Origin of the sequence: Streptomyces sp. NBC_01465 (assembly GCF_036227325.1) — a bacterium.
Taxonomy (GTDB): domain Bacteria; phylum Actinomycetota; class Actinomycetes; order Streptomycetales; family Streptomycetaceae; genus Streptomyces.
The window spans coordinates 464,746-476,517 of record NZ_CP109467.1; the positions used below are offsets into that span (position 1 = coordinate 464,746).

Genomic DNA, 11,772 nt, shown 5'->3' on the forward strand with positions numbered 1-11,772 from the left:
CGATGCCCCTGCTTCATCTGCTGCAGCGCGCAGCTGGGTGGACGTCCAGTCTGCCGCAGAGGCCCGGGCGGCCGGCTCAGCCCGCGGTCAGCCGCTGCGGCAGCCAGCGGAGTTGGGCGGCCTCCTGGTAGGGGCCGCCGCCCTCGTGGTCGTTGAAGGTGTAGACCTCGATCTCCTTGTCCTCGACCGGGTAGGCGTTGAACGCCGCGAAGACGGTCGACGGCGGGCACGTCTGGTCCTCCAGCGCCGTCGAGAAGAGCGCGGGTGCGCGCCCCCTGGCGGCGAAGTGCACTCCGTCGAAGTACGACAGCGTGCGCTGGACCTCCGCGTCGCGGCCCCGGTGGGTCTTGAGGTAGCGGCCGATCTCCCGGTACGGGTCCTTGTCGGTGAGGGTCGTCGCGCGGGGGAAGTCACAGAGGAAGGGCACGTCGGGGGCTATCGCGGCCAGGTCGGGGACGAGTCCGCCGACCGCGAGGGTGATGCCGCCGCCCTGGCTGCCGCCGAGCGCGGCGGTGCGGGCCGCGTCCACCAGCGGGTGCGACCTGGCGGCCTCGACGGCGCGTACGGCATCGGTGAAGACCCGCCGGTAGTAGTACGCGTGCGGGTCGTCGATACCGCGCGTCATGTAACCGGGGACGGCGGGACCGCTGCCGGCCGGGTCGGGGGTGGAGCCGCCGCCCCAGGTGGAGCCCTGGCCGCGGGTGTCCATGACGAAGTGGGCGAAGCCGGCGGAGGCCCAGAGCAGATGGGTGTGCGGGAGGCCTCGCCCGCCGCCGTAACCGATGAACTGCACGACCACGGGCAGCGGTTCGGTGGTGCCGGACGGGAGGACGAACCAGCCCTTGACGGGGTGGCCGCCGAATCCGGCGAAGGTCACGTCGAACACATCGACCCCGGCGAGGCCGGTCTCGACAGGCTCGAAGCGGGCGTCGAGGTCGTGGGAGCGCGCCTCACCGAGGGTCTTGGCCCAGAACTCGTCGAAGTCAGCCGGTTCGGTGGACCGGCTCCGGTAGCCGGCGAGTTGGTCCAGCGGGAGGTCGAACAGGGCCATCGTGAGCACTCCGTCTCGGATCATCGGATGAATTCAGGAAGCGCCACCGTACGACGGCCGTACCCACCACGACTACTGCCGCCAGCCCGTATGCGGTGGTGCCGAGGACCGCCCGGTCGTCGACCGCTCCTCCGGCGACGTATCTGGCGGCTCCGGCGACGGCCACCACGAGCCACTCCCAGCGGCCGTCGAGGGCGACCAGGGCGACGAGCAGGAGGGCGTACCAGGAGTACCCGGGCGTCATCAGCAGGAAGGCCGCTCCGGTCACCAACAGACAGCCTCGCCAAGGGCGTTGGGGGTCACCTCTGAGGAGTACGTGGGCACAGACGGCCGCCATGACGACGATCACCGCGGGCAGCGCCCAGCTGTCGGGCAGGACGAGCCGGAGCAGTGCGTAGCGGTCGCGGGCGCCCGCGTCGTCGTACCCCTCCTCCTGCGCGTAGCCGCCGAGATAGCCGAAGACGGAGGAGTGGGAGGCGAGGACGTACGGGAGGTAGGCGAGCGCGACGCAGGCGGCGGCCGGGAGCAGTACGGCTGCCGCCTCTTTCGGGCGGCGGCGCAGGATGCCGGGGAGGAGTACGGCCGGGAGGAACTTGACCGCGATCGCCGCGCCGAGCAGGGCGCCGCCGACGGCTCTGCGGCGGACGACGACGCCGAGAGCGACGACGGAGAGGAGGACGCCCAGGACGTCGGCGTGGGCGTTGTTGACCGCCTCGACGGGTACGGCCGGGCACCAGGCCCAGTAGGCGGCATGGCGTGGTTCGCCCCGTCGGCGGAGCACCAGGAGCAGGGCCGCCGTGGTGGCGACGGCGAGCAGTGCGCCGCCGGTCTGGAGCGGTTTGTGGCGGGCGCCGGACGGTGAGAGTTCGTGGACGGTGTAGAAGTACGCCTCGGCGACCGGGGGGTAGATCGTGTGCACCGACGGCCTGTTGATGAGGGTGGGGCGGTCCGGCGGGAAGAGCCAGGGGTCGCGAAGGTGCGCGAGTTCGGGGGCGTTCGGCGCGTAGTCGTACGGGGAGATGCCCGCGGCCTGGACCCTGCCGTCCCAGGCGTAGCGGTAGGAGTCGGAGCTCGTGCGGGGCGGTCCGGCGAGGCCGGTGAGGGCGACCGCGATCCCTCCGGCGAGCACCAGTGCCGTGACGTGGTGGCGGGGGACCTTGCGCAGGGCGAGGACCGCGGCCGCGAAGAGCACCCAGCACGCCGCGTACCACCAGGTCAGGCCCGACTGTCCGGATTCGGGGACATCTCTGGCGAGCGTGCTGAAGAGGGTGGCGGCGAGGGCTGCGAGCAGCGCCGCGGCGAGCGCGGTACGTCGGTTGATCACGCCGTCGAGCCTGCCACCGGGAGGGGTGCGGGCGGTGGGCCGCGCCCGCGACGTCCGCGTTTCGTAAGGTGCGGATCGCGGTGTCCGGCACCTTGCCGGGGGTGTGATGGGACGCATGGAACACTCACCGCCGCGGCTGGATCTCCGACGTCTGCTGCCGCGTTTCAACGGCCGGTTGCACGACCCCAGGACGGCGACGGCGATCGGCCGGTGGCTGGGGGCGGCGTTCGCCGTCTGTCTTGTCACCGGGGTCGTCAGCCATTACCTGCAGCATCCACCGGGCGCGCTCGTCGATGTACTGCCGAGCCGGCCGGTGTGGGGCTACCGGCTGAGTCAGGGGCTGCATGTGGCGAGCGGGATCGCCGCGATTCCGCTGCTGCTCGCGAAGCTGTGGACGGTCTATCCGCGGCTGTTCGTGTGGCCGCCGGCCGAGTCCGTGCTCCACGGTCTGGAGCGGCTCTCGGTGGGGCTGCTGGTCGCCGCGTCGGTGTTCGAGGTGTTCACGGGGCTGCTCAACACGGTCCAGTGGTATCCCTGGCCGTTCTCGTTCGTGCCGGTGCACTTCGCGGTCGCCTGGGTGGTGGCGGGGTCGGTGCTGCTGCATGTGGCGGTCAAGTACCCATTGATCAGGGCGCATTGGCGGCTCCGCTCCCCCGGGACGCTCGCACTGCCCACCGAGGACGGGCCGGACCGGCGGTCGCTGCTGCGCGGGGTGACGGCGGCGGTGGGCGCGGTGACCGTGGTGACGGTGGGGCAGTCGTTCACCCCGCTGGGGCGGCTCGATCTGCTGGCTCCGCGCCATCCGGATCACGGTCCGCAGGGGCTGCCGGTCAACCGTACGGCCGCTGCTGCCAGGACATTGGCGGTCGACACCGCCGAGTGGCGGCTGACGGTGACCGGCCCGCGTCCGTACGAGCTGACGCTCGACGAGCTCCGGGCGCTTCCGCAGAGCGCGGCCGAGCTGCCGATCGCGTGCGTGGAGGGGTGGTCGAAGTCGGCGCACTGGGGAGGGGTGCGGATCCGGGACCTCCTGGACCGGGCGGGTGCGCCGCCGGGGGCCGGGCTGCGGGTCGTGTCGCTCGAACACCGGGGCGCGTACCGAGTGATGGAGATGGGGCGCGAGTACGCCCGCGATCCGCTGACGCTGCTGGCGCTGCGACTCAATGGCGGCGTCCTCACGCCCGATCACGGTTTCCCTGCGCGGATCATCGCGCCGAACCGGCCCGGTGTGCTGCAGACCAAGTGGGTCACCCGGCTGGAGGTGCTGTGATGATGCGTCAAATTGTGGGCGTGGCAGGGTTGTTGATGATCGCGCTCGGCGGCTGGCTGCTCTCCGGGGTCGGTGATCCGACAGGGGCGGCGGTGTGGCTGGCGGGATCCGTGGTGCTGCACGACGGGCTGATCGCGCCGCTCGTGCTGCTCGCAGGGCTCGCGGTGGCCAGGGGGCCCGCACCCCGGGTGGTGCGGGCCGCACTTGTGGTCGGCGGATGTCTGACGACGGTCGCCCTGCCGGTGCTGCTGCGGCCCGGCACCCCGGCCAACTCCTCGGTGCTTCCGCTGGACTACCTCGCGAACTGGCTGATCCTGCTGGGGATCACTGCCGCGGCAGCTGTGGCGTACGCCGTAGTGCGACGAACCGGCGGCCCTGCTCCTGCCATGCGCCGGATTCGCTCCATCCGGTGGCGCGGCCATGACGGAGAACGGCCTGCACCCCCACCCGCGCCCAAGGGAAGTCCGCGCCGCTTCCGCCGCGGCCGTCGTCGACCCTGACCCGCACGCGTTCGTCCACCTCGACCGGGGCGGCCTCGACGAGCAACAGGCCGCCCCGGACGACGAGTTGGGCCGCCCGGAGAAGGAGAGCTCGGGGGTCGCCGCCGATGCCGATGTTGCCGTCGATGAGCAGGGCCGTGCCCCAGCGACCCTCGCCCGGCAGCGTGTCGAAGACCGAACGGCACAGGGCGGCTCCGCCTTCCCTGGTCGTACGGTCGACGGCCGCCGGGCTCACATCGATGCCGAGCACCCGGTGGCCCAGCGCCGCCAGCCCTGCGACCAGCCGTCCTGGCCCGCAGCCGATGTCCAGGACGGAGCCCTCGCAGCGGCCGAGTACGGACATGTCGGCGCGGTCCGCGCCCGCGCACCAGCGCTCCACCTCCAGCGGCAGCAGCCAGCCGTCGGCCCGGCGCAGGAACAGCGGGCCGCGTCCGGTGCGCAGGGCGTCCGCGTACGGGTCGGCCTGCCAGGCGCGCTGCTGTACGGGGGCGCTCATACGGCGGCGCCGAGCGCTGCTGCGAACCGGGAGTGCGGGGCCTCGGCCGCGACGAGGCGGGCGTCCGCGTCCGTGTCGACGTCCCTCAGGCGCGGCAGGTCTCGGACCGTGAGCCCTGCGTCGGTCAGGCGCTTGCGCTGGAGAGCGCCGGTCTCCGGGGTCGACATGGGGACTCCCCGGATCAGATCCCCCCGGGGTTCGGCCAGGCCCAGCGCCCAGAATCCGCCGTCGTACGCGGGGCCGAACCAGGCGTCGCAGCCGTCCCACCCGTCGAGTGCGGGGGCCAGCAGCGCGGGGGTGATCTGTGGGGTGTCCATGCCGACGAGCAGCGCAGGCCCCGTACAGCCCTCGAAGGCCGCGGCGAGGCGCTCGTCGAGGCCGCCCGCGCTCTGCGGGACGACGTCGAAGCCCGGTGGCAGCCAGTCCCCCACGGCTCCGTCGAGGACCAGGACGCGGCGCCGGGCCGGAGTGTCGAGTACGGCGTGGAGCGTGTCGGTGAGGGCGGCCTCCGCGAGTGCGGCCGCCTCCTCGGGGGTCCAGGGCGGGGTGAGCCGCGTCTTGACGCGCCCCGGCACCGGCGCTTTGGCGATGACGAGAAGGGTGGTCACCGGGCGGCCGCCCCGACCAGGACCGCGCGCATGTCGGCGACGGCCTGCCAGGTGCCCCGCCAGGTGCCGGTGACCTTGGACTTTCCGGTGCGCGGGCGGTACGGGACGTCGCTCTCGGCGATCCGCCAGCCGGCGTCGGCGGCCCGTACGACCATCTCCAGCGGATAGCCGCTGCGCCGGTCGGTGAGACCGAGCCCGAGCAGCGCCTCGCGGCGGGCGGCCCGCATCGGGCCGAGGTCGCGCAGGTGCACTCCGGTCCGGGAGCGCAGCATTCGCGAGAGGGCGAGATTGCCGGCCCTGGCGTGCAACGGCCAGGCGCCGCGGCCCTGGGGTCGCCGCCGCCCGAGGGCGAGGTCTGTCTCTCCGCCGGTCACCTGCTCTACGAGGGCGGGGAGCAGTCCGGGGTCCAGGGAGGCGTCGCAGTCGCAGAAGCACACGATGTCGGCCCGGGCCGCGAGCAGTCCGGCGTGGCAGGCGGCGCCGAAGCCGCGCCGGGGCTCGTGGACGACGGTCGCACCGAGGCGCTCGGCGAGTGCGGGCGATCCGTCGGTGGATCCGTTGTCGACGACGACGGCCCGCCAGCCGGCGGGAATGCGTTCCAGCACCCAGGGCAGCGCGGCGGCCTCGTCGAGGCAGGGGAGGACGACGTCCACGGACGTCGGAGGTGAGTCGGTCACGCCCTCACCGTACGAATCAGAAACGGACATAAGGGATTTCGAGTCCTTACGAAACACGGACGTCGGGCCGTCCGCAGGGTCCATCGGGGCCGCCGGGGCCCCGGCCGGTGCGAGGCTGGGAGCATGCAGAACCCTCATCCCGATCCGCACTCCGTGCCGCGCCCCGCGCGCATCCTGGTCGTCGACGACGACCCGACCGTCGCGGAGGTCGTCACCGGCTATCTGGAACGGGCCGGACACCTCGTCGACCGGGCGGCCGACGGCCCCGAGGCGCTGCGCCGGGCCGCCGAACGCTGGCCGGACCTGGTGGTGCTCGATCTGATGCTGCCGGGCATGGACGGCCTGGAGGTCTGCCGGGAGCTGCGCGGCCGGGGCCCCGTACCCGTGATCATGCTGACCGCGCGAGGTGACGAGGACGACCGGATCCTCGGTCTGGAGATAGGCGCGGACGACTACGTGACGAAGCCCTTCAGCCCGCGCGAGCTGGTGCTGCGCGTCGAGTCGGTGCTGCGCCGCAGCCGGGCGGGCGCGGACACCAGGCCGGGGCCGCTGCTCGCGGCGGCGGGGATCTCCATGGATCCGGCGGCCCGGAGGGCCACCAAGGACGGGTCCGAACTCGCCCTGACACTGCGCGAGTTCGATCTCCTGGAGTATCTGCTGCGCCATCCCGGGCAGGCCTGCAGCCGTGAGCGGCTGATGCACGAGGTGTGGGGGTGGGAGTTCGGTGATCTGTCGACGGTCACCGTTCATGTGCGGCGGCTGCGCGGGAAGATCGAGAGCGATCCGGGTGCGCCCGCGCTCATCCAGACGGTGTGGGGCGTCGGCTACCGCTTCGAGGTGAGCGAGGCGTGAAGGACCTCCTGCTGATCGCGCTGTACGCCTTCGCCGGGGCCTGTGCGGCCGGGCTCCTCGGGGCCCTGGTGCTGCGGCTGCTCCGCCGGCGTTCGGTCGCCGTCGTGCTGACCGTCGTCGCCGCGGTGGCGGTGACCGCGATGCTGGCCGGGACGCTGGTGGTGGCGTGGGCGATGTTCCTGTCGGCGCACGACCTGAAGGTGGTGACGCTGGTGGCGGCGATGGCGGCCGTGGTCTCGCTGGCCACCGCGCTGCTGCTCGGCCGCTGGGTCGTGGCGGGGAGCAAGGCGCTGACCTTGGCCGCCCGCTCCTTCGGCGAGGGCGGTTCCTTTGCCGCGCCGGACGGCGCAGCCACCTCCGAACTGGCCGATCTGGGACGGGAATTGGCGGCCACGAGTGCCAAGCTGGCTGCTTCGCGCGAGCGAGAGCGGGCGCTGGAGACTTCGCGCCGTGAGCTCGTCGCCTGGATCTCGCACGACCTGCGTACGCCGCTGGCCGGTCTGAGGGCGATGTCGGAGGCGCTGGAGGACGGCATGGCGGCCGATCCCGAGCGCTACTTCCGGCAGATCCGTACCGAGGTGGACCGGCTCAACTCGATGGTCGGCGACCTCTTCGAGCTCTCCCGGATCCATGCGGGTGCGCTGACGCTCACTCCGACCCGGATCTCCGTGTACGACCTGGTGGGCGATGCGATGGCCGGCGCCGATCCCCTGGCGCGCGAGCACGGGGTGCGGCTGGTCGGCGAGGGTGTCGAGCCGGTGCCGGTGGAGGTCGACGGCAAGGAGATGACGCGGGTGCTGGCCAATCTGCTGGTCAACGCCATCCACCGGACGCCCGCCGACGGCACGGTCGCGGTCGCCGCCGAGCTGCGGTCCGGGTCGGTGGTGCTGTCGGTGACCGACGGCTGCGGCGGGATTCCCGAAGGCGATCTGGAGCGCGTCTTCGACACGGGCTGGCGCGGCAGTGAGGCCCGCACTCCCCCGGCGGGTGCGGGCCTCGGTCTGGCGATCGTGCGCGGCATCGTGGAGGCTCACGAGGGGCGGGCCGCCGTCCGTAACGTGACGGGCGGCTGCCGCTTCGAGGTCACTCTCCCCGCAGCCCCGATCTAGCGAACTCGGCCATCCCCTCGGCGAATCCGACCTCCGGCTTCCAGCCGAGCTCGGCCCGCAGACGCTCCGAGGACGCCGTGATGTGGCGTACGTCGCCGAGCCGGTAGCCGCCGGTGATCACGGGGTCGGGGCCGCCGTGCGCGCGGGCCAGTTCGCAAGCCATCTCGCCGACGGTGTGGGGGGTGCCGCTGCCGGTGTTGTACGGGGTGAGCGCGGACGGCAGCCTCTCGCCAAGGGCTTCCAGGGCGACGGCATTGGCGGCGGCCACGTCCCGTACGTGCACGAAGTCCCTGCGCTGGCGACCGTCCTCGTACACCTGGGGTGCTTCGCCGCGGGCGAGGGAGGAGCGGAAGAAGGAGGCGACCCCCGCGTACGGCGTGTCCTTGGGCATCCCCGGGCCGTACACATTGTGGTAGCGCAGGGCGACCGCCCGGCCGCCGGTGGCTCTGGCCCAGGACGCGGCCAGGTGTTCCTGGGCGAGTTTGGTCGCCGCGTACACATTGCGGGGGTCCGTCGGTGCGTCCTCGCCGACGAGGCCGGGCGCCAACTCGGCTCCGCAGTACGGGCACAGGGGCTCGAAGCGGCCCTCTTCGAGTGCGGACGCGGCGCGCGGGCCCGGGCGGACGCGGCCGTGCGCGGGGCAGTCGTAGCGGCCCTCGCCGTACACGACCATCGATCCGGCCAGCACGAGGCCGCTCACCCCCGTCTCGGCCATGGCGGCCAGCAGGACGGCCGTGCCCAGGTCGTTGCAGCTCACGTAGTCGGGCGCGTCGGCGAAGTCCTTCCCCAGACCGACCATCGCCGCCTGGTGGCAGACCGCGTCCACGCCGCGCAGGGCGCGTACGACCGCGGCCCTGTCCCGTACATCAGCGTGGATCCACTCTGCGTCGGGCAGCTGCGGCAGCCGGGGGTGGGCGGAGGGGAGCAGGGCGTCGAGGACGACCGGGGTGTGGCCCCGGTCGGTGAGGGTCCGGGTGAGGTGCGAGCCGATGAAGCCCGCGCCTCCGGTGACGAGTACGCGCATGGCCTGGACGGTACGGGCGCCGGGCGGCCGGCGGGCGTCGCCGGACCGCTCCGTCACCACTACGTAAGAACCTCGGCGGGGCGCGGGCAACGCTTGCCGGGCCGTTGTCAGTGGTGGGGTGCAGACTGACTCGTAAACCGGACAACGACGTCCTGGAGGTGTCGTGATGACCGAAATCCTTCTCACCGTGGGCACGCGCAAGGGGCTCTTCATCGGCCGCAGGCAAGGCGGTACATGGGAGTTCGACGGCCCGCATTTCAACGCCCAGGCCGTGTACTCGGTCGGTATCGACGCACGCCGCGAGGTGCCGAGGCTGCTCGTCGGCGGGGACAGTGCGCACTGGGGTCCCTCGGTGTTCCACTCCGACGACTTCGGGGCGACGTGGACCGAGCCCAAAAAACCCGCGGTGAAGTTCCCCAAGGACACGGAGGCCTCCCTGGAGCGGGTCTGGCAGCTCCATCCGGCCGGACCCGCCGAGCCCGACGTGGTCTATGCGGGGACCGAGCCGGCCGCTCTGTTCCGCTCCGAGGACGGCGGGGAGAGCTTCGAGCTCGTACGACCGCTGTGGGAGCACCCCACCCGCTCCAAGTGGGTGCCCGGCGGAGGCGGCGAGGCGGTGCACACCGTGGTCACCGACCGCCGCGACCCCGATGCGCTGATGGTCGCGGTGTCCACGGCCGGGGTGTTCCGCTCGCGCGACCGGGGGGCCAGCTGGGCGCCGTCCAACCACGGGGTCCAGGCCGTCTTCCTGCCGGACCCCGACCCGGAGTTCGGGCAGTGCGTGCACAAGGTCGCCCAGGACGCCGGGGACTTGGACCGGCTGTATCTGCAGAACCACTGGGGTGTGTACCGGAGCGACGACGCGGGTGCCAACTGGACCGACATCGGCGAGGGGCTCCCCTCCACCTTCGGCTTCGCGGTCGCCGCGCACCCGCACCGCGCGGACACCGCGTACCTCTTCCCCATCACCGCCGACTCGGACCGGGTGCCGGCCGACAACAAGTGCCGGGTGTACCGCACGAACGACGCGGGCTCCACCTGGGAGCCGTTGTCGAAGGGTCTCCCGCAAGGGGCGCACTACGGCACGGTGTTGCGCGATGCACTCTGTACGGACGACGCGGACCCGGCGGGGGTGTACTTCGGCAATCGCAACGGCGAGGTGTACGCCAGTGCGGACGACGGCGACAGCTGGCAGCTCCTCGCCTCGCACCTGCCCGATGTCCTCTGCGTGCGGGCTGCGGCCCTCGGTTGAGAGGGCCGGGGTGTCCGCCAGTAGGGTGACCCCCGTGCCAGCAAGACCTTTGAAAGAAATCATCGAACCGGGATGGGCGCAGGCCCTGGAGCCGGTGGCCGGGCAGATCGCCGCGATGGGCGACTTCCTGCGCGCGGAGATCGCCGCGGGCCGCACCTATCTGCCCGCCGGAGCCAATGTGCTGCGCGCCTTCCAGCAGCCGTTCGACGAGGTGCGGGTCCTGATCGTCGGCCAGGACCCGTATCCGACTCCGGGGCACGCCGTGGGACTGAGCTTCTCGGTGGCCCCCGACGTGCGCCCGGTTCCGGGAAGCCTGGACAACATATTCCGGGAGATGCACACCGACCTCGGGCTGCCGCGTCCCTCCAACGGCGATCTGACGCCGTGGACGCAGCAGGGCGTGCTGCTGCTCAACAGGGCGCTCACCACCGCCCCGCGCAAGACGGCGGGTCATCGCGGCAAGGGGTGGGAGCCGGTCACCGAGCAGGCCATCCGGGCACTCGCCGCACGCGGCAAGCCCCTGGTGTCGGTGCTGTGGGGGCGGGACGCCCGTAATCTGCGTCCGCTCCTCGGGGATCTCCCCGCAGTGGAGTCCGCACATCCCTCGCCGATGTCGGCGGACCGGGGCTTCTTCGGCTCGCGCCCCTTCAGCCGCGTCAATGAACTTCTCGCACAGCAGGGTTCCACACCGGTCGATTGGAGGCTTCCGTAGTCCGCCGGGATACTCTGCGCCCCATGACGACACATGCGAACACCCCTGCGGGCTGGTACCAGGACCCCAACGGCCCTCAGGGGCAGCTGCGCTGGTGGGACGGCGGCCAGTGGACCGAGCAGACCCAGGCAGGACAGGTCCCGCAGCAGCAGGCTCCCCAGCAACAGCAGCAGGTTCCCCAGCAGTACGGACAGCAGCAGTACGCGCAGCAGCCGGCCCAGCCCGCCGCCGACCCGCGACGGATACAGCAGCAGGTCCAGCAGAAGGCCGGGGTCGCCCCGACGCACCAGGGCGGCGGTTCCCTCTTCACCGAGCCCGTCCTCGTGGTGAACCAGAAGGCCAAGCTCATCGAGCTGACCAATGAGTACAGCGTCTTCGACCAGCAGGGCCGCACGCTCGGCACGGTGACGGAGATCGGCCAGAGCGCCTTCAAGAAGGCTCTCCGCTTCGTCTCCAGCGTCGACCAGTTCATGACCCACCGGCTGGAGATCCGGGACGCGAACGGGCAGCCGGTGCTCCAGCTGACCCGCCCCGCCAAGTTCATCAAGTCCCGGGTGGTCGTCACCCGCCCCGACGGGGCGCCGGTCGGCGAGATCGTCCAGCAGAACGCCATCGGGAAGATCAACTTCGCGCTCATGGTCAACGGCCAGCAGGTCGGCGCCATCAAGGCCGAGAACTGGCGCGCCTGGAACTTCGCCATCGTCGACCAGAACGGCACCGAGATCGCCCGGATCACCAAGACCTGGGAAGGCCTCGCCAAGACGATGTTCACGACCGCGGACAACTACGTCCTGCAGATCCACCACCAGCTCCCCGACCCGCTGCTGAGCCTGGTCGTCGCCACGGCACTGACCGTCGACACCGCGCTCAAGCAGGACTCGCGGGGTCTCGGCTAGT

General features: G+C 72.1%; 12 protein-coding genes. 6 read left to right on the forward strand and 6 right to left on the reverse strand.

Features of this window, described 5'->3' with window-relative positions:
* Window positions 1–76: 76 nt before the first annotated feature.
* Both OG707_RS02005 and OG707_RS02010 read right to left on the reverse strand, forming a co-directional pair.
* A complete protein-coding gene (locus OG707_RS02005; RefSeq protein ID WP_329113646.1) occupies window positions 77–1,051 on the reverse strand; it encodes an acetylxylan esterase in 975 nt (324 codons plus the stop codon).
* On the reverse strand, window positions 984–2,492 hold the full coding sequence (locus tag OG707_RS02010) for a glycosyltransferase 87 family protein (protein WP_443071255.1): 1,509 nt from the start codon (window positions 2,490–2,492) through the stop codon (window positions 984–986). The genes OG707_RS02005 and OG707_RS02010 overlap by 68 nt, the downstream gene beginning before the upstream one ends.
* On the opposite strand from OG707_RS02010, the gene OG707_RS02015 reads away from it, so the two are divergent.
* Window positions 2,491–3,645 (forward strand): molybdopterin-dependent oxidoreductase, encoded by a 1,155-nt coding sequence (locus tag OG707_RS02015; RefSeq protein WP_329113650.1) that lies wholly within the window; start codon window positions 2,491–2,493, stop codon window positions 3,643–3,645. The genes OG707_RS02010 and OG707_RS02015 overlap by 2 nt on opposite strands.
* Before the next feature lie 324 nt (window positions 3,646–3,969).
* Here the strand turns inward: OG707_RS02015 and OG707_RS02020 are convergent, their stop codons facing one another.
* From OG707_RS02020 to OG707_RS02030, 3 genes are read right to left on the reverse strand one after another with little or no spacing between them, the layout of a single operon-like run.
* The gene (locus OG707_RS02020) at window positions 3,970–4,641 is read right to left on the reverse strand and encodes a class I SAM-dependent methyltransferase (RefSeq protein WP_329113652.1); all 672 of its coding nucleotides are present in this window, start codon (window positions 4,639–4,641) and stop codon (window positions 3,970–3,972) included.
* On the reverse strand, window positions 4,638–5,249 hold the full coding sequence (locus OG707_RS02025) for a TIGR04282 family arsenosugar biosynthesis glycosyltransferase (RefSeq protein WP_329113654.1): 612 nt from the start codon (window positions 5,247–5,249) through the stop codon (window positions 4,638–4,640). Before OG707_RS02025 ends, OG707_RS02020 begins: the two co-directional genes overlap by 4 nt.
* Window positions 5,246–5,956 carry a glycosyltransferase family 2 protein gene (locus tag OG707_RS02030; protein ID WP_329113656.1) on the reverse strand — a complete coding sequence of 237 codons (711 nt, stop codon included), beginning with the start codon at window positions 5,954–5,956 and terminating at the stop codon, window positions 5,246–5,248. The genes OG707_RS02025 and OG707_RS02030 overlap by 4 nt, the downstream gene beginning before the upstream one ends.
* Before the next feature lie 93 nt (window positions 5,957–6,049).
* Between OG707_RS02030 and OG707_RS02035 the strand changes: the two genes are divergently transcribed.
* Together OG707_RS02035 and OG707_RS02040 are read left to right on the forward strand one after the other, a co-directional pair.
* Complete coding sequence (locus tag OG707_RS02035) at window positions 6,050–6,778, forward strand: response regulator transcription factor (protein ID WP_329113658.1); 729 nt, start codon at window positions 6,050–6,052, stop codon at window positions 6,776–6,778.
* Window positions 6,775–7,887 carry a sensor histidine kinase gene (locus OG707_RS02040; protein ID WP_329113659.1) on the forward strand — a complete coding sequence of 371 codons (1,113 nt, stop codon included), beginning with the start codon at window positions 6,775–6,777 and terminating at the stop codon, window positions 7,885–7,887. Before OG707_RS02035 ends, OG707_RS02040 begins: the two co-directional genes overlap by 4 nt.
* On the opposite strand, the gene OG707_RS02045 is transcribed toward OG707_RS02040, so the two are convergent.
* On the reverse strand, window positions 7,862–8,911 hold the full coding sequence (locus OG707_RS02045; RefSeq protein WP_329127584.1) for an NAD-dependent epimerase/dehydratase family protein: 1,050 nt from the start codon (window positions 8,909–8,911) through the stop codon (window positions 7,862–7,864). The genes OG707_RS02040 and OG707_RS02045 overlap by 26 nt on opposite strands.
* 166 nt (window positions 8,912–9,077) lie before the next feature.
* Here OG707_RS02045 and OG707_RS02050 point away from each other — a divergent pair, with 166 nt between their 5' ends.
* The 3 genes from OG707_RS02050 to OG707_RS02060 are packed head-to-tail and all read left to right on the forward strand — an operon-like array spanning window position 9,078 to window position 11,771.
* Window positions 9,078–10,163 carry a WD40/YVTN/BNR-like repeat-containing protein gene (locus OG707_RS02050; protein WP_329113661.1) on the forward strand — a complete coding sequence of 362 codons (1,086 nt, stop codon included), beginning with the start codon at window positions 9,078–9,080 and terminating at the stop codon, window positions 10,161–10,163.
* A 34-nt stretch (window positions 10,164–10,197) separates the two neighbouring features.
* Window positions 10,198–10,875, forward strand: coding sequence for a uracil-DNA glycosylase (locus tag OG707_RS02055; RefSeq protein WP_329113663.1), 678 nt, complete (start codon window positions 10,198–10,200; stop codon window positions 10,873–10,875).
* A 23-nt stretch (window positions 10,876–10,898) separates the two neighbouring features.
* Window positions 10,899–11,771 (forward strand): phospholipid scramblase-related protein, encoded by an 873-nt coding sequence (locus OG707_RS02060; RefSeq protein WP_329113666.1) that lies wholly within the window; start codon window positions 10,899–10,901, stop codon window positions 11,769–11,771.
* Window position 11,772 lies beyond the last annotated feature (1 nt).